This is a genomic window from Rhizobium sp. NFR07 (genome assembly GCF_900111905.1).
In the GTDB taxonomy this organism is placed as follows: Bacteria; Pseudomonadota; Alphaproteobacteria; order Rhizobiales; family Rhizobiaceae; genus Neorhizobium.
Map to the genome: position 1 here is coordinate 1 of NZ_FOKM01000007.1, position 21,268 is coordinate 21,268.

Sequence of the window (21,268 nt, forward strand, 5' to 3'; positions counted from 1 at the left end):
TCAATCCCATCTGCAATCTCCCACACGTCATTCAGACCCGGGGAGTGTGACATTCCAACTTTGCAGAAACAGGACATTCTAACTTTGCGGCTACATACAAAGATCGCATAAGATAGATTATGGAACTATCGCGCAATTGGGTGAATGTCGGTTTATTGTGCCGGCAGATAGTCGAATGGTCCCTTCGCAGTCACGAAGAACAGGCATTCGGTCTGCGAAATGCATTTGGTGACATGTCGCTCGTCTGCTTTCTGGTACCAGTAAGAACCTGCTGGCAATGGATGATCCTGTGTCGAGCCCGGAGGTTCATTGGCGACGACGCCGGCAACGACAACGCCATAATAGGAAAACGAGTGAGTATGGATCGTGCTTGCCGTTCCGCCGGCCATCTTGATGTAATTGCTATGGGCGCCGTTGGCCGGGTCTCCCCAGCCGTTGGCTACCGTAAGACCTTGCTTGTTCTGGTAGAACTTGAGTTCGGTCACAGGCCGGATCGTCGATTTGTCGGCATAAGGATCGGAGGTTTCTTCGGCGATTGCCGTAAGCGACACTGTGGTGACAAGCATCGCGACCGTCAGCGCAACGCGTGGGATTGATCTCAAAATATACATAATATCTTTCCGTGGTGCTCATGGCGACCTGCAATAGGCGTCGCCCGCATTCAAAGCCCAAGAGTGATCGATTTTCGGCGCAGCGTGAATATCGATTGGGTGAAACACACCATTGCGCCTACCGGAATGATTGGACCCAGCGGATGCGACGGCATTGTCGACGACGGTATGCGACCGCGCGCTCGTCGCCAAATGCAAGCATGAGATACTGATAATTACATATATTTATCAGTGTAATGCGGGACGTTTCTCACCTGAATTTTGGAAATTACACCGCGTCCTGCGCGAGGTCGATCTCGAAGCTCATCCCGTCATAGGCCGGCTCAATGTGATCCGGCGTCTCTGCCAGGACCGTCTCGTAGTCCAGCGGAATGTGCATATGCGTGAGAATGGCGCGCTTGGCGCCGAGCCGCGCAATCCAGTCCAGCGCCTGTTCGATCGACAGATGGCTTGGATGGTATGTGTATTGCAGCGCGTCGATGATCAGCATGTCGAGGCCTGCAAGCCTGCCGATGCTGTCGGCCGGAAAGTCGCTGACATCGGTGCAGTAAGCTACGTCGCCGATCCTGAAGCCCAGCGAATGGATGTCGCCATGGGCCTGCCTGTGCGGCTTGAAGCGGATCGGCCCGCCGGGCCCGTCGATGACGATGTCTTCATCGAGATCCTCGATCAGCACCGGCTTGACGATCGGCGGATAATTTCCGCCCGGCGGCGTTTCCATGCAGTAGCCGAAACCCTGACGGATGCGATCCATGGTGAACGGGTCGGCATGGATCGGAATGCGATGCCGCTGCAGGATGAAATAGCCGCGCAGGTCGTCTATGCCGTGCAGGTGGTCGGCATGGGCATGGGTATAGAGCACGGCGTCCATGCGCTGCACTTTTGCAGCAATCATCTGCTCGCGGAAGTCAGGCCCGGTATCGATTGCCACGACGGTGCGGCCACCGTCCGGCGCGATCTGCTCGACTAGAAAGGCCGCGCGCGTGCGTCGGTTCTTCGGGTTTGCCGGATCGCAGGCGCCCCAGTCACCGTTCAGCCGCGGCACGCCGGGAGACGACGAGCAGCCGAGAATGGTGAAGCGACGCCTGTAGCCCTGCACCGTCAGAGCCTCGGCATTTTCGTAAAGCAGCGGAAGGCATTGTCCGTCGTGATCCTGGCGATCTCGGCATAGCTCACGTCATGCACCTCGGCCAGAACCTCGGCCGTGTTGACCACATAGGACGGCTCGTTGCGCTTGCCGCGCCAGCGCTTCGGCGCGAGAAACGGCGCGTCGGTCTCGACCAGCAGCCGGTCCATCGGCACGGTTTTGGCGAGGTCGCGGATATCCTGCGACTTCGGGAAGGTCAGGATGCCGGAAAACGAGATATAGCCGCCGAGTTCCACGCCGACGCGGGCGAGGTCGGGGCCTGCCGAAAAGCAATGGAGAATGAAGGGGAAGGCCCCCTTCCCGCTTTCCGTCGTCAGGATCTCGATCATGTCCTCGTCGGCGCTGCGGCTGTGAATGACGAGCGGCAGCTTCGTCGCGCGCGCCGCCTCGATATGGCGGATGAAGCCGGTTTTCTGGTCGGCCGGCGTCTGCGTATCGTAGAAATAGTCGAGCCCGGCCTCGCCGATCGCCACCACCTTTTCATGCGCGTTGGCGAGCCTGATCAGGTCTTCCGCCTGTATGTCGAGCTCTTCGCCGGCATGGTTGGGATGGGTGCCGACGGAGCAGAAGACCGACGGGTATTTCTCGGTGATCGCCAGAAGCCGGTCGAGCTTGCGGACCTCGGTGGAGATCGTCACCAGTTGCTTGACGCCCGCCTGATGCGCACGCGTGACGATCTCGTCGCGCTCCGCATCGAAATCGGCATAGTCCAGATGGCAATGGGTATCGATCAGCATGGCTTGGGTCATTCAAAAGGCTTGAGGCGGAATTGGCATGGCCCGGGTCAAGGATACCGGGCCATGCCTTAAAGGTCTTGTCAGATCAGGCCGTTGCTTCCGGTGCCACATAGCGTGGGAAGACCGGCTTCGGCGCTTCCAGCACCATGCCGGGCTTCAGGCGGCCCGCCTCGCCGAGTGCGGCAAAGTCGCGGGCATCCGGGCCGGCGGCCACGAGATCGAGCAGCTTGGCGGCGGAATCCGGTATGAACGGCTGCAGCAGGATGGCGATCTGACGCACCACTTCGGCGGTCACGTAAAGCACCGTGCCCATGCGCTCGACATCCGTCTTCTTCAGCGCCCACGGCTCCTGGCTTGCGAAATAGCGGTCGGTCTCGGAAACGACGGCAATGATCGCGGCCAGCGCCTTGTGAATCAGCAGCTTGTCCATCTCCTCGCGGCAGGTGGCGATCAGCGCGTCGGCGGATGCCAGCATTTCGCGGTCGGCATCGGTGAGTTCGCCCGGCGTCGGGATCTGGCCGTCGCAATTCTTGACGATCATCGACAGCGAGCGGCTGGCAAGGTTGCCGATGCCGTTGGCGAGGTCCGCATTGATGCGGATGCCGATCCCTTCCTCGCTGCAATAGCCGTCCTGGCCGAAGGAGATTTCGCGCATCAGGTAGTAGCGGATCTGGTCGAGGCCGAAATGCTCGATCAGCTCGAACGGGTCGAGCACGTTGCCGAGCGACTTCGACATCTTCTCGCCGCCCTTGGCCAGAACGAAGCCATGGGCATAGACGCGCTTCGGCAGCGGCAGCTTGGCCGACATCAGGAAAGCCGGCCAGTAGACCGCATGGAAGCGAATGATGTCCTTGCCGATGATATGCGCATCCGCCGGCCAATATTTTGCGCGCGGGCCGTTCTCGTCGGTCAGATAGCCGGTGGCCGTCAGGTAGTTGGTCAGCGCGTCGACCCAGACATACATCACATGTTCCGGATCGTTCGGAACCTCGACGCCCCAGTCGAAGGTTGTGCGCGAGATCGACAGGTCGCGCAGGCCCGACTTGACGAAGGAGATGATCTCGTTGCGGCGCTCGGCCGGGCCAATAAAGTCCGGCTGCTCCTCATAGAGTGCCAGAAGCCTGTCCTGGTACTCGGACAGCTTGAAGAAGTAGCTGGACTCCTCCACCCACTCGACCGGCGTGCCCTGCGGCCCGTAGCGAACGCCGTCGGCGCGCTCCTCGGTCTCGTCCTCGGCGTAATAGGCCTCGTCGCGCACCGAATACCAGCCGGCATAGCTGTCCTTGTAGATATCGCCGGCATCGGCCATCCGGTTCCAGATCACCTGGCAGGCCTCGTGGTGGCGCGGCTCGGTGGTGCGGATGAAATCGTCGTTGGAGGCGTTGAGCAGCTTGCCCATCTGGCGGAACTCGGCGGAATTGCGCTCGGCCAGCTCTTCCGGCGAAATGCCTTCCTTGCGCGCCGTCTGCTGCATCTTCTGGCCGTGCTCGTCCGTGCCCGTCAGGAAGAACACGTCGCGACCGTCGAGGCGCTGGAAGCGCGCCATCGCATCGGTCGCGATCAGTTCGTAGGCATGGCCGATATGCGGCTTGCCGTTCGGATAGGAAATCGCGGTCGTGATGTAGAAAGGCGTCTTGTCGGACATCGAAACACTCGGGAACTTTGGTTTTCGCGCGCAATCGCGCTGGTCATGCCGCTCTTAGCGCATGTTTCGCATCTGCGAAACCCAAAGTTCAACGGCGCAATGGGGTTAAGCCGCCCTCGCCGCCTCGAGGATCGAGAGCAGCGTCTGCTTCTTGTCGAGATTATAGGCAGTGGAGATGGTGATCTTCTCGCCGATCTCGCTCACCATCCGCGCGCGCTTTTCGGCCAGCGGCAACTGTCCGTCCAGCGCCGCCGTACGCGCCTGTTCGGCCAGATATTCGGTCAGGTGCTCAAGGAAGAAGGTGAAGATGACTTCGCTGTCCTTGCCGGAAAGCACATCGGCCAGCCGGTGCATGGCGCGCCGCGCCGAAGGGCCTTCAGAGCGCACAACCTCGTCGAAGGCGGCCATGATGTCGAGCCCGCCATAATTCATCAGCTTCAGCGCCCTGGCGACGCTGCCCTTGGCGAGCGAAAGCACAGTCTCTTCCGTCTGGCCGCCGTCAAGACGCTGCCCTAGCATGGAAAGCGCCTGCTTGAGTTCCGCGTCGCCGAGCGGTGACAGTTTCAGCGTCTGGCAGCGTGAGCGGATCGTCGGCAGCAGTTTGCCGGGCGCATGCGAAAGAACGAGGAACATCGCCCCGCGCGGCGGTTCCTCCAAAATCTTCAGGATCGCATTGGCCGCATTGCGGTTCAGGTCGTCGGCGGGATCGATGACGACGATGCGCCGGTTGCCGGTACCGGATGTCTGCGAGAAGAAATGCCCTGCCCGCCTCACCTCGTCCACCGTGATCGCGCTCTTCACCTTGCCGGTCTTGTCGTCGACAGGCCGTGTCAGGTGCAGCAGGTTATGGGAGGCGCCGGAGAGGATCTGTCGGCTGATCGGCGTCGTCGGGTCCGGATCGGGGATCTCCACCGGTGCGAGCCCGGGCTCTGGATTGGACAGAACGTAATTGGCAAAGCGGAATGCCAGCGTCGCCTTGCCGATGCCTTCCGGCCCCTCGATCAGGATCGCGTGATGCGACTTGCCGGTCCGGTAGCTGCGCGCGAGAAATTCTTGCGCCTGCTCGTGCCCGAGAAGCCGCGTGTTGGCGGCTGGCGCAATGGCGCCGTCCAGGAGCTGCGGGTCCTGCTCGCTCATGCGACCGGCTCGGCCGGCACGCGCGCGCCGATTGCGGCTTCCACCAGGGTGAAGATCTGTTCGGCGATATCGTCTTCCGGCTGCTCCGCCTCGATCACCCGGCAGCGATCAGGTTCTGCCGCGGCGATATCGAGATAGGCCTGTCGGCGCTTCTCGTGGGTGTCGATCTCTTCGCGCTCGAACCGGTCGGGCGCCGCGTTGCCGCCCCGCTTGCGGGCACGGCCGAGGCCGATCTCGGCGGGCAGGTCGAGGATGAAGGTCAGGTCCGGCATCACGCCGTTCGTCGCGATCCGCTGGAGTGCCTCGATATAGTCGGGCTCCAGATTGCCGGTGACGCCCTGGTAGACGCGCGAGGAATCGACGAACCGGTCGCAGAGCACGATGGCGCCGCTTTCGAGCGCCGGGCGTATCACTTCTTCGACATGGTCGTTGCGGGCGGCGGCAAACAGGATCGCCTCCATGCGCACGCCGAAACTCTCCGCCATGCCGCTCAGAAGCACGTAGCGCACTGCTTCGGCGCCGGGCGAGCCGCCGGGCTCGCGGGTCACGAGCACGTCATGGCCGCGGCGGCGCAGGCGATCGGCAAGCCGGCGGATCTGGGTCGATTTGCCGGCCCCCTCCCCGCCTTCGAAAGTGATGAATATGCCTGAACGGTCTGCCACGCGTATCTTGGTACCTGTTGTCGTCAGAGCGGCATATAGTGCATCCGCTGCCTGCGCGAAACAATCGTCACAGCCAGAAGAACATTAATTCCATCAGCGCATCGCTGGCCTGCGCCCGCAATCCACCCACCTCGACGGCGCTGGCGGCGACCAGCGGCACTTCCTGGATGACCTTGTCACCGGAGGATATTTTCAACGTGGCAATCTGGCTGCCTTCCGCGACGGGCGCGCGCAGCGGCCACTGATAGACGATTCTCCCCGACAACCGCTCGGCATCGCTCTTTGGCACATAGACCTCGACCGATTCACGGGCGACGAGATCGACGCGACCATCGGTCCCGCCATAGACGCTCGCCTGGCCGATCACTTCGCCCGGCTTGAACAGCATCTTGGTCTGGAAGGAGGAAAGCGCCCAGTCGAGGATGCGTTTCGCCTCCTCGGTGCGCTCCTTGTCGGTGGCAAGGCCGCCGAGCGCCAGGAACAACCGCGTCCCGTCGCGCTCGATCGAGGCCGCCAGCGCATAACCGCTGCCCTCGGCAAAGCCGGCGCCGAGCCCGTCGACGCCCATGTTGAGGCCGAGCAGCGGGTTCTTGTTGCGCTGAAAGATCTTATTCCACTGGAAATCCGGCTGCGCGTAGAGCGGATAGTATTCCGGATAGTCGCGGTAGAGGTGCCGGGAAAGCTCGACGAGATCGTGCGCCGTCGTCCAGCTCTCGGCATAGGGAAGTCCGGTCGCATTGCCGAATCTCGATCGCGTCAGCCCGAGGTCCCTCGCCCGCGCCGTCATCCGTGCGGCGAACTCCGCTTCCGTCCGGCTGATGCCTTCGGCGAGGATGATGCAGGCATCGTTGGCATTCTGCACGACCACGCCGCGCATCAGGTCACCGACCGGCACCTGCGATTTCAGGGCCGCGAACATGGTCGTGGTGCCGGATGGCGCCCCACCGGTGCGCCAGGCATATTCGCTGACCGGATAAAGCGTCTCGGGCGTGATCGCGCCGGTCTTCAGCGCGTTGAACACGACATCCATCGTCATCAGCTTTGCGAGCGACGCGGCCGGGAAGGACTGGTTCTCGTTGACGGCGAGCAGGACGGTGCCGCTCTCCTCCTCGACCAGATAGGCCTGTTTCGCCTTGGTGGTGAAGGATGGCGCCGGTTCCTGGGCGAAAGCGGATCCGGCAGGCTGCTGGGCGACGAAGGCCAGCAGGATCCCCACAAGCATGAAACGTCGCATCATTCCCCCGCAGTCCCGTCAGTCACTCTTGTCTAGCGCATCGATACGCAAAATCGGAATCGATTTTCCGAGAGTATGATACGCAGATCCTAAAATAGTTTAGCGCCGTGCATCGCAGGACGCACGGCGCTTCAAAAAATATGCCGCCGGAGCGGCAATATTCCTGCTAATCAGTATTTCTGGCCAGGCTTCGGCGGCTCGAGCAGCATGTTGCCGAACATGACGCGTGGTGCGGACGGCTCGGCGGCATAGGCCGTCTGCGTGGTCTGCACCTGAACAGGCTGTGCCTGGAACTGCTGCTTGGCCGGCTGTACGCGCTGCGGCTGGACAGGGCGGGCCTGAACCGGCTGGATGGTCGCGACTTCAACCCGCTGCTTGGCAGGCTGCACTTTTGCTGCCTGAACCCGCGGTTCGGCCGGGGCCGAAGGATAGGCAGCAGCGACAGTCCGCTGCTTTGCCGGACGGGCCGATGATGCGCCCCAGCGCTCGCCGGGAATCGGAGCGGTCTGCGGCAGCGACGAGCCGTAGCTCTGCAACTGGTCGCCGAGCGGCTGGTTGGAGGCCACCATGACGCCGGTTGCGATCTGGCCGCCCGGGTTGATCGACGGAATGCGGTCGCCCTTGCGGATATAGGATGCCATCAGGAACGGCATGTCCTCGCCGTCCATGCGGGCGCGACCGACATACTGCACGTTCACCTTGGCAGTGCCGGTGCGCTTCATGTCGAGCATTTCCGCGGTCTTGTCGGAAACGTCGATGATGCGGCCCGGGTGATAAGGCCCGCGGTCGTTGACGCGAACGATGACGGACGTGCCGGTCTCGGTATTGGTGACGCGGGCATAGCTCGGCAGCGGGAATGTCGGATGGGCCGCGGAAAGATGCGAGCTGTCATAGACTTCGCCATTGGCGGTCAGCCGGCCGTGGAAGGCCGAGCCGTACCAGGATGCGAGGCCCGACTTGTTGTAGTCGGGGTCTTCCTTCGGGACGTAGGTCTTGCCCTTTACCTCGTAAGGCTGGCCGACCATGAAGCGTCCGCCGCCCTTCGGCACGGGCTTGCCGTCCGCCACGACGCGCGGGCTTGCCTTCACGCCGTATTCTTTCTCGGAAAAATATTCCTTGCTGCGGCTCTTGGCCGTCTTCGGTGTGTCGTTCGTCGTGGCACAGGATGCCATCGTCGCGCACATTACGCTGATCCCAAGCCACTTAGACCAGAGGAAAAGTCTGCCGCCATTCAAACTCAAAACTCGCCCGTCCCATGCCGCATTCGCGAGGTGGATCGGGGTTCTCGTTCTCCCGGTCGGCTCGCCGCCAATGATTTGCCCGCGTGAAATGACGCGGTCATGTGCTGTGTCACTTTTGCTTCGTTCGTGGCAAAAATGCGAATGAAAACTGTGGAATGGTTAAAATTCGACCTTTTATGGTTAATGGATCGTAAATATTGATGAGAGATTAACTGTATAAATTCAGCGCGAAGGCCTGTCTATTCTTGCGCTCGACTGTGCAGAAATGGAGTATACGCACGGATATGGCACAGCGGCTGAAAATGTGGCGAAAATGCGCTCTGGCCTGCTCCGGAAAACGTGTCCAAAACAAGAATGCACCCCTCCCCGCCACGCAACGGCGCGTGTGCGCCCGTTGACGGAATGAGCGATGGGCGATAAAGCCCAACTGTCCGGATGGGTGGCCGAGTGGTTTAAGGCAACGGTCTTGAAAACCGTCGTGCGGGGAACCGTACCGTGGGTTCGAATCCCACCCCATCCGCCAGCCGCCTTCGAGATGGCCTGAAATTCAGGGAAATTGGAGGGTGATTGCAAGCCGGTCCTACTTTCGGTCCCACTTGCAGCCTCTCTAAGAGACGGTAGGCGTCGCGGGCTTCACACGGTATTGAAACTGGCGGAAACTTTTCCCAAAATGGCCATGAGCGTGATCAACGAAGTTTTGAACCGTTCGTTCGGGCAGGTCTGAAAGACGGTCCAATAAAAACCGAATCTGGGCCAAAAGATCTCGCATCTGAATTTCCAGAATGTGAGTTTCACCCGGCATACGCTCTACCAAGATCGATTTTCCTTCGACCGTCGGTTTGCCGTCAGACATCTTTACCAGGATTTCGCCAAACTGCATGTTTCGAACAGTGAACTCGCTGACAGCGTCCGTCAGTGTAATAGCTGACTCCTCCAAGTCATTCATGTCGTTTATCAGATCCTCGTTGCCCGGTAGAAATAGAAATGCATAGTCGGCGACACTCAACTTATCCGGGGCGCTGGGTGTGCCTGAAAGGCCACCCATCATCCTCATGTATTGGTCTTCCGACAAACCGTGTTCTTTTGCTCGCGCAACGCCACTAGTCACGTACGCACGAATATAGGCAACCATTTGAGCGTAACGTCTAAGCTTGGTGAATACTACCAACGCTTTCGCGGCATCTAATAAGTGCGTTTTAAGTTTCTGCCAGTTGTTTTGCTTTTATCGAGCTGTGTGACTCAAGAACAAGTCAACAAGATCATGGCGTCCCAGACGCCGCCGACGGCCGCGGAAAAGGCCGCTATCGTCAAATACATCAAGGAAACCTTCTACGACCCGTATTCAATTCGAGACGCAAGCATCTCGAATGCTTTGACCCTTCTCGACACCGGTTACCGAGCAATCTGCGTTCGTTTCAATGCGAAGAACCGGATGGGTGGATACGTTGGGATGACGCCGACGTCTGTCCGGTTCAAAGGTGGCAAGGTAGAGAGTGCGCTTCAGGATGCACCTGGTTGCAACCGGCCAGGCTTAAGATACGCCCCTTTCCCCGCGCTCGAAAATCTTTGATAACGCGAAAAGGGCGGTCGGCGGCCGCCCTTCTCTTCGTTTACCAGAAAAAAACATCCATTTCGAAAATAGGCGATCTTTCAATGCTATATCTCGGTGGTCCGCGGACCACGAAAGTTAGTTCTGATTGCTGCGATTGCTCCCCGCCAGTGTAAGGTGGGTGGCCTACCTGGCGCGGAATGGCTCGTAAGTGCTTTCGATGCACTCGTCGTTGTTGCTGCTAGGCAGCGCGTTGACTGGCCCGTCGATGATCCACTTGCCGCCAGATAATGACGGAAGTCGATGCACCTCAAGCCGAGGCGTCGATGCTCTCAAAGAAGCTTGCCTGCAGTTCCATCTGGACGGCATGCATGAACAGCGCCGCCTGGTAACGGATCTCATCCTCGTCTACCCCGCGTGCGCGAAAACCTTCGGCGAAGGTTGCCATTTCCGACCGCCAGAAGCGATTTGCCTCTTCACCGTGAATGTTCTGAAGGGCTTCAGCGCACCGTCTGATATCGGCGGTGCGTCGATCTGCGGGGAACTGCAACAGGGTCATGCCATCTCCGTCTAGGCTGGGCGAATCGCCCGGGGAATGACGGCACGATGGCCGCTAGACCTTCACAAAGAGTGAACTGCCCATCTTCGATCCGGTTCCGTCGTTCGTGTGAGCCGGCGATCACTGCTCGTTGATTGCATTGTTATTTCGCGTCTTGCCCTATCGGGCCTCCGCTCCATTTGCGTCGTGGTACCACAGGCCGGCACGTCGATCTTCTGCTCGCGTACAGTCGTTCCAGCCCCGGGCAAGGAAACGCGCGCATGCTCTTTCCTGCTCGTCATGAGGACGATAGAGAGGGACATGAATGTCGAACAATTTTGATGCCAATATGCAACCATCCGACCAGTCGATCGCGCTCTTCCTGCAGGAGAACGAGCCTGACGCGCTCACGGATATCCTGGTCGAGGCGCTGACCGAGGCGCTGCGCATTCTCGAAGACGATCTGCGCGCCGAAACGGTGCATTAAAGACGACCCATGGGGCTTGCCGGAAGTGTCGTGGGACGCGATATACCGGCAGGCCCGATCAGCGGGGCGGCGAGAGAGGTTCGATCGACCTTTCGCGACGCTCCGTTTCCGCTTCTGGCCTAACTTTCGCAATCTCAACGCTCGGATCCCCGGACATGGCTTTCTCGGTCACGCCGCTTGCCACAATCGGCCTTCTCATCCTGTCGAACATCTTCATGACCTTCGCCTGGTATGGGCATCTCAAGTTCGAGAACAAGCCGCTCTACATCGTGATCCTGGCGAGCTGGGCCATCGCCTTTTTCGAATACTGCGCGCAGGTGCCGGCCAACCGCATCGGCTACGGCTATTTCAATGCCGCGCAGCTGAAGACGATTCAGGAAATCATCACGCTGACGGTCTTCGTCATCTTCTCCGTCTTCTATCTCGGCGAATCCTTCCACTGGAAACAGGCGATCGGCTTCGGCTTCATCGCGCTCGGCGCCTTCTTCATCTTCACCAAGTAGATCGCCTGCAAGGCCCGTGAAGACGGGGATGATCCCGGCATGCGCACGAAATAATGTCGTAGCTTTGCAATGGCTTGTGCATTTGCATCGCCGCGTTTCGTCCCCGCTCCCAGAAGACTGCATCACAATCATCCCGTCATCGGATGGGAAACCGGGTTCGCGAACCGAGCTTCCTCGTTCATCGGGTCGCTTCTCTTTGCAAAAAGAGGGCCTGGTTTCCGGTGATGGTCGACGAATGCGATCTGACGGGAACTGACAAGTCTCTGAGGATCGGATGAAACGGCCGGGGCAGGCAGACAAAACCTACCTCACTACACTCGATATCACTGCCTGCCCCTTCCCACTCGAACACGCGGCAAAACCGGCGTGGACGGACGTGTTTCTAATGGGCGGTTCAATCCCGTTCGCCATGTTCACGACAGCGTTTTTGGCCCGCACGCGGTTTTCATGGCGGATGCCTTCTATTCCGTCGCGGTTTGTTCTAGAGACAGTGCTTCATCCGCCGGGATTTAGGCGGCAGACTGTCTCTAGGTATGTTGATCGATGCTTGATTCTCTCAGAAACGCCGCCCGCTCGTGGGTCGCGAAGTCCTTGCTTCTGCTCCTCGTCGCTTCCTTCGCGATCTGGGGAGGAAGCCAGTCGCTTATCGCGTCGAATGCAAACACCGTGATGACGGTCGGCGACCAGGAGGTTTCATCCGAGCAGTTCCGCCTCGCCTACCAGCGGCAGATCGCCAATCTGAGCCGCCAGTTCGGCACCCAGCTGACGGCCCAGCAGGCCCGTGCCTTCGGCCTCGAAAACGATGTGCTGGCGCAGCTTGCCGCCGGTGCCGCTCTCGACCAGCTGTCGGACGATATGAATCTCGGCGTCTCGGAGGACCGCCTGGCGACGCTGATCAGCGAAGACCCCGCCTTCCACGGCACCAACGGCCAGTTCAGCCGCGACCTGTTCACCTCGCGCCTGCGCAATGCCGGCCTGCGCGAGAACGATTATATCGCCGAGCGCAGCAAGGTTGCCGTGCGCAGCCAGGTCGTCGAGGCCGTATCCGACGGCTTCAAGCCGCCGCAGGTTCTGGTCGACGCGCTGAAGCAGTATCGTGACGAAAGCCGCACGGTCGATTACCTGCTGCTCTCCAACGCCAATATCGATCCGGTCAAGGCGCCTGCCGATGACGTGCTGACCAAATGGTTCGAAGGCGCCAAGGCCCGTTATCAGGCGCCTGAACTGCGCACCTTCGCCTATGTGAAGCTTGAGCCGAAGGACATTGCCGACGGCGCCTCGATCACCGACGACGAGCTGCGCGCCGAATACGAGAAGCGCAAGGACGGCTACAAGACCCACGAGACGCGCACGATCGAGCAGCTGACCTTCCCGAACAAAGAAATGGCCGATGCTGCTGCGACCCAGCTGCGTGACGGCACCACCACCTACGACCAGATCATCAAGGATCAGGGCAAGACCGTAGACGACGTGCGTCTCGGCGATTTCACCCGCGAAAACATGCCCGATGCCGCCTGGACGGACCCGGCCTTCAAGGTCTCGGCCGACGGTGGCACGACGCCGGTCATCCAGGGCGCCTTCGCCCCGGTCATCCTGCGCGTCAGCAACATCCGCCCGGAAACCACCCGCTCCTTCGACGAGGTGAAAGAAGAGCTGCGCCAGCAGATGGCAGTTGCCGCCGCCTCGCGCGAAATCTCCACCGCCCACGACCGCTTCGACGAAATCCGCGGCGGCGGCGCGACGCTGGAGGATGCGGCCAAGGAATTGAACCTCAAGGTCGTCACCGTCACCGCCGATGCCTCGGGCAAGGACGAGAAGGAACAGCAGGTCGCCGACCTGCCGGCCGCCAACAATCTCCTGACGGAAGTCTTCCGCACCGAGCCCGGCCAGGAAACCCTGCCCGTCAATCTCGGCAATACCGGCTATGTCTGGTTCGAAGTCCGCAACATCACGCCGGAACGCGAACGCGCGCTTGGCGAAGTTCGTGACCGCGCCGTTGCCGACTGGACCGCCGAACAGCAGAAGGAAGCCCTGACCGCCAAGGCCAACGAGCTGAAGGGCCGCGTCGACAAGGGCGAGACGCTCGCCGCGATCGCCGAGGATCTCGGCATTGCCGTCGAGACCAAGACCGGCCTGCGCCGCAATGCCGAAGATCCGATCTTCGGACCGGAAGCAACCGGCATCGCCTTCTCCGGCCCTGCCGATCTGACCGGTACGGCACTTGCCGCCGACGGTGAAAGCCGCCTGCTGCTCAAGGTCACGGCGATCGAACAGGCGCCCTCGACAGCCCCTGAAAATGACGAGCAGCTCAACCGCCTGGCCGATTCCGCCGGCGACGACATGCTCGACCAGATGGTCAACAGCCTGAAGAACCGCTACGGCGTTTCCATCAACCAGACTGCCCTGGAGCAGTCCACCTCCACTGTCCAGTAACGGCCGGGATAAGCGCCTATGCCTGAGTTGAAGCCGTTACTTGCAAAGGTCGCCAATGGCGAGAGCCTGGATCGGCAGGAGGCCCGCGAGGCCTTCGAGATCCTGATGTCGGGTGAAGCGACGCCCTCGCAGATCGGCGGCTTCCTGATGGCGCTGCGTGTGCGCGGCGAAACCGTGTCGGAGATCATCGGCGCGGTCTCGACCATGCGCTCCAAGATGCTGCCGGTCCAGGCGCCGGCCGATGCCGTCGATATCGTCGGCACAGGTGGTGACGGCGCCGGCACCTACAACATCTCCACCCTCGCCTCGATCATCGTCGCTGGCGCAGGCGTGCCCGTCGCCAAGCACGGCAACCGCGCGCTGAGCTCGAAATCCGGTACGGCCGATGCGCTTTCGGCGCTGGGCGTCAATCTGGAGATAGGCCCGGACAAGATCGGCCGCTGCATCCGCGAAGCCGGCATCGGCTTCATGTTCGCCTCGATGCACCACGCCGCCATGCGCCATGTCGGCCCGAGCCGGGTCGAACTCGGCACTAGGACGATCTTCAATCTGCTCGGCCCGCTCTCAAACCCCGCCGGCGCCAAGCGCCAGCTCCTCGGCGTCTACTCGCCGCAATGGTTGACCCCGATCGCCGAAGTGCTGCGCGACATGGGCTCGGAAACCGTCTGGGTCGTCCATGGCGAAGGTCTCGACGAGATCACCACGACCGGCGTCACTCACGTCTGCGCGCTGGAAGACGGCAAGATCCGCTCCTTCGAGCTGACGCCCGCCGATTTCGGCGTCCCGACCGCTGCGCTCTCGGACATCAAGGGCGGTGACGGCCTTGTGAATGCGGCTGCGTTGCGTGCCGTCCTCGGCGGTGCGAAAAATGCCTATCGCGACATCTCTCTCTGCAATGCAGCAGCCGCCCTCGTCGTTGCCGGAAAGGCCGGGACGCTGAAGGACGGCATGACGCTCGCCGCCCGTTCGCTCGACGACGGCGCCGCCGCTGCGGCCCTCGACAGGCTGGTCGCGGTTTCCAACGAGAAGGATTAGACGATGGCTGACATTCTTCGAAAGATCGAAGCCTACAAGCGCGAAGAGATCGCCGCCGCCAAGGCCGCGACCCCGCTTGCCGACCTTAAGGCGCAGGCAGCCGACCAGTCCGCCCCGCGCGGCTTCCTCAAGGCGCTGCAGGCGAAAAAGAGCGAAGGTCGTTTCGGCCTGATCGCCGAGATCAAGAAGGCAAGCCCCTCCAAGGGCCTGATCCGCCCGGATTTCGACCCGCCGGCCCTTGCCGCCGCCTACGAAGCGGGCGGTGCCGCCTGTCTCTCCGTGCTCACCGACACCCCGAGCTTCCAGGGCGCACCGGAATTCCTCGTCGCCGCCCGCAACGCCTGCGCGCTGCCGGCGCTGCGCAAGGATTTCATGTTCGAGCCCTATCAGGTCCATGAAGCCCGTGCCTGGGGTGCCGACTGCATCCTGATCATCATGGCGTCGCTGACCGATGACGAGGCACTGGCGCTCTACGAGACCGCGACCGAACTCGGCATGGACAGCCTGATCGAGGTGCATGACGAGGAAGAGACGGAACGGGCGCTGAAGCTGCCCTCCCCGCTGATCGGCGTCAACAACCGCAACCTGCGCACCTTCGAGGTGAGCCTTGCCACCAGCGAGCGCCTTGCCGCCATGGTGCCTGACGACCGGCTGCTGGTTGGTGAAAGCGGCATCTTCACCCACGAAGACTGCCTGCGCCTGCAGAAGGTTAATATCGACACCTTCCTCGTCGGCGAAAGCCTGATGCGCAAGGATGATGTTGCTGCCGCGACCCGCCTGCTGCTGACCGGCGAGGCCGGCACGATGGCGGCCGAATAAATGTCGGGCCTGACCCACATCGACAACGCCGGCGAAGCCCATATGGTCGATGTCGGCGACAAGGCCGAGACCAGCCGCTCGGCCACGGCTGAAGGTTATGTACGCATGCTGCCGCAGACGCTGACGCTGATCCGCGAGGGCAATGCCAAGAAGGGCGACGTGATCGGCACCGCGAGGCTCGCCGGTATCATGGCCGCCAAGAAGACCAGCGACCTGATCCCGCTCTGCCATCCGCTGATGCTGACCAAGGTGTCGGTCGAGATCACCGAGGATGCCGCCCTGCCCGGCCTGCGCGTTACGGCGACCGCAAAACTCACCGGCAAGACCGGCGTCGAGATGGAGGCGCTGACGGCCGTCTCCGTCACCTGCCTGACGATCTACGACATGGCCAAGGCGGCCGACAAGGGTATGGAAATCGGCGGCGTGAGACTGCTCGAAAAGACCGGCGGCAAGTCCGGCGCCTATCACGCCGAATCCTGAGGAGAGCTTTCATGTCGCTGCTGCCCGTGTCGGACGCGAAGGCCCGCCTGCTGGCCAGTGCCACGGAGATCGGACAGATCGAAAAGGTGCCGCTGGCGCAGGCCGCCGGCCGTGTCTTGGCCCGCGATGTGCTCGCCCGCCTGACCCAGCCCCCCTTCGACGCTTCCGCCATGGACGGCTATGCGCTGGCCGCCGCCGATGCACCATCCATCGGCTCGGAACTCACGGTCGTCGGCAGCGCTGCCGCGGGCCATGCCTTCGACGGCACATTGGGCCGCGGAGAAGCCATCCGCATCTTCACCGGCGCACCGGTGCCGGAGGGCGCCGATGCGATCCTCATCCAGGAGGATGCCGAAAAGCTCGACGGCAACCGCATCCGCACAAAGTTCGAGGTGGTCAAGGGTCGCCATATCCGTCCGCGCGGCCAGGATTTTGCCGAGGGCGAGGCGGTGCTGAAGGCCGGCACCCTTCTCGACTTCTCCCACCTCACCGTTGCAGCGGCGATGAACCACGCCGAGCTTTCGGTTTACCGCAAGCCGGTGGTCGCTGTTCTCGCCACGGGCGACGAACTGGTGCCACCGGGAACGCAGCCAGACGCGGCCCAGATCATCGCCTCCAGCACATTCGGCATCAGTGCGCTGGTGCGTGACAATGGCGCCGAGGTTCTCGATCTCGGCATCGTCCGTGATGATCCGGAACGCATCGAGGCCGCGCTCCAGGTCGCGCGTCTCGCCGGTGTCGACGTGCTCGTGACGCTAGGCGGCGCATCTGTCGGCGACCACGATCTCGTCCAGTCGACGCTGAAGTCCCAGGGCATGCAGCTCGATTTCTGGCGCATCGCCATGCGGCCCGGAAAACCGCTGATGGTCGGTTCGCTGGATGGCATCCACGTTCTTGGCCTGCCGGGAAACCCGGTTGCCAGCATGGTCACCGGCATGCTCTTTCTCGAGCCGTTGCTGCGCAGGTTGGCGCATCTGCCGGCGCGCGTTCGCGAAGTGGAGGGTATCACGGCCCGGACGCTGAAGCCGAACGACCAGCGGCAGGATTATTTGCGCGCAACGCTGTCGCGCAACGAGGCTGGCCTTCTCGTGGCGGATTCCTACGACAAGCAGGATTCGTCGATGATGAAGATCTTCGCCCATGCCGACGGCCTGATCGTGCGCGCACCCCATGCACCGGAACTGGCCGAGGGCGCCCCCTGCCCCATATTGCTCATTCGGCCCCTGGGATCGCAGTTCGACTGAACCGAATCGGAATAAAATCCGTAGCTTGGGGCAAAACACTTGCCTCATGACGGAGAATTGCGTGACCGAGAAGAAGACGTCCCAAGCCGCACCAGCCAGCCAAGACGCTCCAGCCATCCTCTGGTTCCGCAAGGATCTCCGCCTCGACGACAACGCGGCGCTACACGCTGCGATCGATGCCGGCGGCCCGGTCATTCCCGTCTATATCCGCGAACCGGAAGCGCTGAATATCGGCCCGCTCGGCGGCGCGCAGGCCTGGTGGCTGCATCATTCGCTGCACAGCCTGAAATCCGCGCTGAAGTCCCTCGGCAGTGACCTGTCGCTCGTCTCCGGCAAGGCCGAGGATGTGCTCGCCGATATGGCGGAAAAGACCGGTGCAAGGACGGTCTATGTCAACCGCGCCTATGAGCGGACCGCGACCGACCGCGACATAGCGATCGCCCTGAAGGAAAGGGGCATCGCCATCCGCGCCTTCCACGGCCAGCTTCTGCACGAGCCGAAGTCGATCCGCACCGGCTCCGGCAACGCCTTCAAGGTGTTCACCCCGTTCTGGAACGCCATGCAGAAGCTCCATGAGCCGCATGAACCGATGGATGCACCGACCTCCATTCCGGCGCCAGAACACTTCCCGCGCTCCGAAAGCCTCGACAGCTGGAACCTGCTGCCAACCAAGCCGAACTGGGCCAAGGACTTTTCCTCGATGTGGACACCGGGAGAAGGCGGTGCCTGCGAGAGGCTGGAAGATTTCGTCGACCGAGAACTGCACGAGTACAAGACAGGCCGCGACATTCCCTCCATCGACGCCACCTCGAACCTCTCCCCGCATCTGGCATTCGGCGAAGTCTCCCCTGCCCGCGTCTGGCATGCCGTCAGAGGCCTGCCGCGCAAGGCAGCCGAAAACGTGTCCCACTTCCGCCGCGAACTCGCCTGGCGCGATTTCTGTCACAGCCTGCTGATCGAATTCCCGGAACTCGACAGCAAGAATTGGGACGATAAGTTCGACCCGTTCGAATGGCACTATGACGCGAAGGAGTTTCGCGCCTGGACGAAGGGCATGACCGGCTATCCTATCGTCGATGCCGGCATGCGGCAGCTGTGGAAATACGGCTTCATGCACAACCGCGTGCGCATGATCACCGCCTCCTTCCTGATCAAGGATCTGATGATCGACTGGCGCAAGGGCGAAAAGTGGTTCCGCGACACGCTGGTCGATGCCGATCCGGCCAACAACTCGGCCAACTGGCAGTGGGTGGCCGGCTCCGGTGCCGATGCCTCGCCCTTCTTCCGCATCTTCAACCCGATCCTGCAGGGCGAGAAATTCGACGCGGACGGCGACTATGTCCGTGAGCATGTGCCGGAGCTGGAAAAGCTGGAGAGGAAATACATCCACAAGCCCTTCGATGCCCCCGCCCACGTGCTGGAAAAGGCGGGTATCGAGCTCGGCAAAACCTATCCCAAGCCGATCATCGACCACGGCTTTGCCCGCGACCGGGCACTCGCGGCCTACAAAGCCCTGAAAAACTGAGCGGATGCCTCGAAGTATGTGATTTGTAGTGACCGCTGCACTTCCAATCCCGCCGGCAGGATCTAAAGTCGTCCGGCAATTATGGAGCGGGGACGGATGATGGGTCGGAGGAAAGTGGCAGTCGTGGGGCTCGGCGGGATAGGTGGTGTCGCTGCCGCCTGCCTCAGCCTGTCGGGGGACAATGACGTCACCGTTTGCGCCCGCCGGCCGATCGATGCCCTCACCTTCGATCACAACGACGACAGTGTCCGCATCGCGCTCAACACGCTCACCGATCCGCAACAGGCCGAGCCGGTCGACTGGGTCGTGCTCTGCACCAAGGCGCAGGATACCGCCTCGGCGGCGCCATGGCTTGAACGCCTCTGCACCCTGCACACGGCCGTCGCCGTGCTGCAGAACGGCATCGGCCACGAGGAGCGCGTGGCACCTCACGCGAAGGGCGCGGCCGTGCTGCCCGCGATCGTCTATTACAACGGCGAGCGCATCGCCCCCGACCATATGCGGCTGCGCCACATCCGCGGTCACGACCTGCTCGTCCCGGCCGGTCCGCGTTCCGATGAATTTGCCGCCCTGTTCGCCGGCACGCCGATCGATGTCGGCGCAAGCGACGCCTTCCTCACCTTCCAGTGGCGCAAGCTCCTGATCAACGTCATCGCCAACCCGATCACTGCGCTGACGCGGCAGAGGCTCGGCGTCTTTCGCCGGGCCGACATCGAGGAGCTTTCCCTCGGTGTCCTGCGCGAAGCCGTCGCCGTCGGTCGTGCCGAAGGTGCCGCGCTGGACGACAACGAGGCCGAGACGATCTTCGCGACCTTCCTCGGTTATCCGCCCGAGGCAGGCACCTCGATGTATTTCGACTGCCTTGCCGAGCGCCCTCTGGAAATCGAGGCGCTGAACGGTGCCGTTGTCGCAGCCGCCCGCCGCCATGGCATTCCGGTGCCGCTCAACACGGCCCTGGTGGCGCTGTTGAGCGCAATCAGCGACACGAATGCGGCGGCTGCCGCAACCGCGACTGCCCCGTAAGGCGGCAATAGTCGATCAGCCGGCCGGCCCCGCATAATGGGCCCGCGGCCGGATCAACTCGCCGCTCTCCACCTGCTCCATCGCATGTGCCAGCCAGCCGACCGTACGCGCCAGGGCGAAGATGACGAGCGGTGAATCCTCCGGCAGCCGGAAACTGTCGGCCAGTGCTGCCAGCGCGAAATCGATGTTCAATGGTTCGCCGAGCAGTTCCTCGCCCGCGGCAGCCAGCTCGCGATAGATCGGCGGCGCTTCGAAACTTGCCATCAGGGCCTTGGCGCGAGGATCTCCGTCCGGATAAAGCCGGTGACCGAAGGCCCTGACGACGCCGTCGGAAGACAATATCCCGCGGATGGCCTCGCGCGCGCCGATGGTGCCTGCGACGGTTTTGAGCGTGATGACGCTCATCCATGCGCATCCGTGCCTCGGGCCGGTCAACGCCGCGAGACCGGAAAGTACTGCAGCCGAGAGTGCCGCGCCGGATGACGCCGTGACCCGTGCGCCGAACGTCGAAACATTGAGTTCGTGCTCCGCCGCAAGCACCAGCGCGGTGCGTGTCGGTTCGGCAGCCTCGGGCCTCTGCCAGCCGCGGGCCAGACGCTCGTGCAAGGGCAAGGCCTCCGCCGAGGGCGCGAGCGCCGATGCGACCGTCGCCAGCACATCTGCAGCCTCCGTCTGGAGCACCGCCGGGTTTCGCCCGAGTGCCGGCAGGTCGGACATCACCCGCGCAGCCAGCGCCGCAAAGGCCGCACTCATGCGTGAGCCGCTATCCACGCCGCCGGCTGGTATTGAAATGCCGTTGGGCGGGCCGTTCCACAGGATCGCGGCGACATCTTCCAGCGCAAGCTCGCGAGCCAGTTCCACCGCATCCCGGCCACGATAGAAAAGCCTTTGCCCGGTGATCGCGGAAATCGCCGTCGGCATGACGGGATCACCCCAGCGGACCGCATCCGCTGCGACTGCCGCGGCCTGACGTCGCCCCGCATGACGCTTGGCCAGTCGTTTTACGTCGTCCACCTGATAGAGGCTTCGCCGGGAATCCGCGGGATCCGGCTTTGCCCTTATCCGCCCGCGGCTGACATTGGCGTAAAGGGTCTGAGGCTTGGTGCCGAGCAGCAAAAGGGCGTCCTCGGCGTTGATCCAGAGTGTCTGCATATTGATCTATTTCATCAAGATTGACGTCAATCAGACTAGATCCGATCTTTTCTCCCGTAAAGGAGA

21 protein-coding genes and 1 tRNA gene are annotated in these 21,268 nt (G+C 62.0%); 11 read left to right on the forward strand and 11 right to left on the reverse strand.

All coding sequences use genetic code 11. The features are described 5' to 3' along the window. Window positions 1-152: 152 nt before the first annotated feature. The 8 genes from BM216_RS15610 to BM216_RS15645 form a co-directional block, all read right to left on the reverse strand. Window positions 153-611 carry a DUF4437 domain-containing protein gene (locus tag BM216_RS15610; protein WP_093000135.1) on the reverse strand — a complete coding sequence of 153 codons (459 nt, stop codon included), beginning with the start codon at window positions 609-611 and terminating at the stop codon, window positions 153-155. A 268-nt stretch (window positions 612-879) separates the two neighbouring features. Then, entirely contained in the window at window positions 880-1,710 is an 831-nt protein-coding gene (locus BM216_RS15615; protein WP_093000136.1) for an MBL fold metallo-hydrolase, read from the reverse strand. 2 nt (window positions 1,711-1,712) lie between these two features. Beyond that, entirely contained in the window at window positions 1,713-2,495 is a 783-nt protein-coding gene (locus tag BM216_RS15620) for a TatD family hydrolase (RefSeq protein WP_093000137.1), read from the reverse strand. 85 nt (window positions 2,496-2,580) lie between these two features. Further along, complete coding sequence (metG, locus tag BM216_RS15625) at window positions 2,581-4,140, reverse strand: methionine--tRNA ligase (RefSeq protein WP_093000138.1); 1,560 nt, start codon at window positions 4,138-4,140, stop codon at window positions 2,581-2,583. A gap of 105 nt (window positions 4,141-4,245) precedes the next feature. Further along, window positions 4,246-5,277: a DNA polymerase III subunit delta' gene (locus tag BM216_RS15630; protein WP_093000139.1), complete on the reverse strand. Its 1,032-nt coding sequence runs from the start codon at window positions 5,275-5,277 to the stop codon at window positions 4,246-4,248. Continuing rightward, window positions 5,274-5,939, reverse strand: coding sequence for a dTMP kinase (gene tmk / locus BM216_RS15635; RefSeq protein ID WP_093000140.1), 666 nt, complete (start codon window positions 5,937-5,939; stop codon window positions 5,274-5,276). Before tmk ends, BM216_RS15630 begins: the two co-directional genes overlap by 4 nt. Window positions 5,940-6,006: 67 nt before the next feature. Further along, on the reverse strand, window positions 6,007-7,173 hold the full coding sequence (locus tag BM216_RS15640; protein WP_093000449.1) for a D-alanyl-D-alanine carboxypeptidase family protein: 1,167 nt from the start codon (window positions 7,171-7,173) through the stop codon (window positions 6,007-6,009). A gap of 170 nt (window positions 7,174-7,343) precedes the next feature. Beyond that, window positions 7,344-8,357 (reverse strand): septal ring lytic transglycosylase RlpA family protein, encoded by a 1,014-nt coding sequence (locus BM216_RS15645; protein ID WP_093000141.1) that lies wholly within the window; start codon window positions 8,355-8,357, stop codon window positions 7,344-7,346. Window positions 8,358-8,847: 490 nt separating this feature from the next. Here BM216_RS15645 and BM216_RS15650 point away from each other — a divergent pair. Beyond that, window positions 8,848-8,937: transfer RNA gene (locus tag BM216_RS15650), tRNA-Ser, on the forward strand. Between the two features lie 84 nt (window positions 8,938-9,021). Here the strand turns inward: BM216_RS15650 and BM216_RS15655 are convergent. Next, window positions 9,022-9,546, reverse strand: coding sequence for a hypothetical protein (locus BM216_RS15655; protein WP_143102777.1), 525 nt, complete (start codon window positions 9,544-9,546; stop codon window positions 9,022-9,024). Window positions 9,547-9,603: 57 nt separating this feature from the next. On the opposite strand from BM216_RS15655, the gene BM216_RS15660 reads away from it, so the two are divergent. Further along, window positions 9,604-9,984, forward strand: a complete 381-nt coding sequence (locus tag BM216_RS15660; protein ID WP_093000143.1) for a hypothetical protein — start codon at window positions 9,604-9,606, stop codon at window positions 9,982-9,984. A 289-nt stretch (window positions 9,985-10,273) separates the two neighbouring features. Here BM216_RS15660 and BM216_RS15665 read toward each other — a convergent pair whose 3' ends face one another. Next, complete coding sequence (locus BM216_RS15665) at window positions 10,274-10,522, reverse strand: DUF6074 family protein (RefSeq protein WP_093000144.1); 249 nt, start codon at window positions 10,520-10,522, stop codon at window positions 10,274-10,276. 304 nt (window positions 10,523-10,826) lie between these two features. Here BM216_RS15665 and BM216_RS34040 point away from each other — a divergent pair, with 304 nt between their 5' ends. From BM216_RS34040 to BM216_RS15710, 9 genes are all read left to right on the forward strand, one after another. Further along, entirely contained in the window at window positions 10,827-10,988 is a 162-nt protein-coding gene (locus BM216_RS34040) for a hypothetical protein (protein WP_093000145.1), read from the forward strand. Window positions 10,989-11,143: 155 nt separating this feature from the next. After that, the gene (locus BM216_RS15675) at window positions 11,144-11,491 is read left to right on the forward strand and encodes a DMT family protein (protein ID WP_093000146.1); all 348 of its coding nucleotides are present in this window, start codon (window positions 11,144-11,146) and stop codon (window positions 11,489-11,491) included. A gap of 543 nt (window positions 11,492-12,034) precedes the next feature. Next, window positions 12,035-13,924, forward strand: a complete 1,890-nt coding sequence (locus tag BM216_RS15680; protein ID WP_093000147.1) for a peptidylprolyl isomerase — start codon at window positions 12,035-12,037, stop codon at window positions 13,922-13,924. An 18-nt stretch (window positions 13,925-13,942) separates the two neighbouring features. Beyond that, a complete protein-coding gene (gene trpD, locus BM216_RS15685; protein ID WP_093000148.1) occupies window positions 13,943-14,959 on the forward strand; it encodes an anthranilate phosphoribosyltransferase in 1,017 nt (338 codons plus the stop codon). Between the two features lie 3 nt (window positions 14,960-14,962). Beyond that, the gene (trpC, locus tag BM216_RS15690; RefSeq protein WP_093000149.1) at window positions 14,963-15,778 is read left to right on the forward strand and encodes an indole-3-glycerol phosphate synthase TrpC; all 816 of its coding nucleotides are present in this window, start codon (window positions 14,963-14,965) and stop codon (window positions 15,776-15,778) included. After that, window positions 15,779-16,258, forward strand: coding sequence for a cyclic pyranopterin monophosphate synthase MoaC (gene moaC, locus BM216_RS15695; protein ID WP_093000150.1), 480 nt, complete (start codon window positions 15,779-15,781; stop codon window positions 16,256-16,258). Window positions 16,259-16,269: 11 nt separating this feature from the next. Continuing rightward, window positions 16,270-17,502: a molybdopterin molybdotransferase MoeA gene (glp, locus tag BM216_RS15700; RefSeq protein WP_093000151.1), complete on the forward strand. Its 1,233-nt coding sequence runs from the start codon at window positions 16,270-16,272 to the stop codon at window positions 17,500-17,502. Window positions 17,503-17,563: 61 nt separating this feature from the next. Continuing rightward, window positions 17,564-19,027 (forward strand): cryptochrome/photolyase family protein, encoded by a 1,464-nt coding sequence (locus BM216_RS15705; protein ID WP_244530199.1) that lies wholly within the window; start codon window positions 17,564-17,566, stop codon window positions 19,025-19,027. A 99-nt stretch (window positions 19,028-19,126) separates the two neighbouring features. Further along, window positions 19,127-20,050 (forward strand): 2-dehydropantoate 2-reductase, encoded by a 924-nt coding sequence (locus tag BM216_RS15710; RefSeq protein ID WP_244530200.1) that lies wholly within the window; start codon window positions 19,127-19,129, stop codon window positions 20,048-20,050. Between the two features lie 15 nt (window positions 20,051-20,065). Here the strand turns inward: BM216_RS15710 and BM216_RS15715 are convergent, their stop codons facing one another. Continuing rightward, on the reverse strand, window positions 20,066-21,202 hold the full coding sequence (locus tag BM216_RS15715) for a citrate synthase (RefSeq protein ID WP_093000154.1): 1,137 nt from the start codon (window positions 21,200-21,202) through the stop codon (window positions 20,066-20,068). Window positions 21,203-21,268: the final 66 nt, after the last annotated feature.

What these genes read in the sequence shown, in the direction of transcription:
- BM216_RS15610 (WP_093000135.1), bottom strand. Translation starts at nt 611, where the DNA reads ATGTATATTTTGAGATCAATCCCACGCGTTGCGCTGACGGTCGCGATG.
- BM216_RS15620 (WP_093000137.1), bottom strand. Translation starts at nt 2,495, where the DNA reads ATGCTGATCGATACCCATTGCCATCTGGACTATGCCGATTTCGATGCG.
- metG (WP_093000138.1), bottom strand. Translation starts at nt 4,140, where the DNA reads ATGTCCGACAAGACGCCTTTCTACATCACGACCGCGATTTCCTATCCG.
- BM216_RS15630 (WP_093000139.1), bottom strand. Translation starts at nt 5,277, where the DNA reads ATGAGCGAGCAGGACCCGCAGCTCCTGGACGGCGCCATTGCGCCAGCC.
- BM216_RS15640 (WP_093000449.1), bottom strand. Translation starts at nt 7,173, where the DNA reads ATGCGACGTTTCATGCTTGTGGGGATCCTGCTGGCCTTCGTCGCCCAG.
- BM216_RS15645 (WP_093000141.1), bottom strand. Translation starts at nt 8,357, where the DNA reads ATGTGCGCGACGATGGCATCCTGTGCCACGACGAACGACACACCGAAG.
- BM216_RS15655 (WP_143102777.1), bottom strand. Translation starts at nt 9,546, where the DNA reads ATGGTTGCCTATATTCGTGCGTACGTGACTAGTGGCGTTGCGCGAGCA.
- BM216_RS15665 (WP_093000144.1), bottom strand. Translation starts at nt 10,522, where the DNA reads ATGACCCTGTTGCAGTTCCCCGCAGATCGACGCACCGCCGATATCAGA.
- BM216_RS34040 (WP_093000145.1), top strand. Translation starts at nt 10,827, where the DNA reads ATGTCGAACAATTTTGATGCCAATATGCAACCATCCGACCAGTCGATC.
- BM216_RS15675 (WP_093000146.1), top strand. Translation starts at nt 11,144, where the DNA reads ATGGCTTTCTCGGTCACGCCGCTTGCCACAATCGGCCTTCTCATCCTG.
- BM216_RS15680 (WP_093000147.1), top strand. Translation starts at nt 12,035, where the DNA reads ATGCTTGATTCTCTCAGAAACGCCGCCCGCTCGTGGGTCGCGAAGTCC.
- trpD (WP_093000148.1), top strand. Translation starts at nt 13,943, where the DNA reads ATGCCTGAGTTGAAGCCGTTACTTGCAAAGGTCGCCAATGGCGAGAGC.
- trpC (WP_093000149.1), top strand. Translation starts at nt 14,963, where the DNA reads ATGGCTGACATTCTTCGAAAGATCGAAGCCTACAAGCGCGAAGAGATC.
- moaC (WP_093000150.1), top strand. Translation starts at nt 15,779, where the DNA reads ATGTCGGGCCTGACCCACATCGACAACGCCGGCGAAGCCCATATGGTC.
- glp (WP_093000151.1), top strand. Translation starts at nt 16,270, where the DNA reads ATGTCGCTGCTGCCCGTGTCGGACGCGAAGGCCCGCCTGCTGGCCAGT.
- BM216_RS15710 (WP_244530200.1), top strand. Translation starts at nt 19,127, where the DNA reads ATGGGTCGGAGGAAAGTGGCAGTCGTGGGGCTCGGCGGGATAGGTGGT.
- BM216_RS15715 (WP_093000154.1), bottom strand. Translation starts at nt 21,202, where the DNA reads ATGCAGACACTCTGGATCAACGCCGAGGACGCCCTTTTGCTGCTCGGC.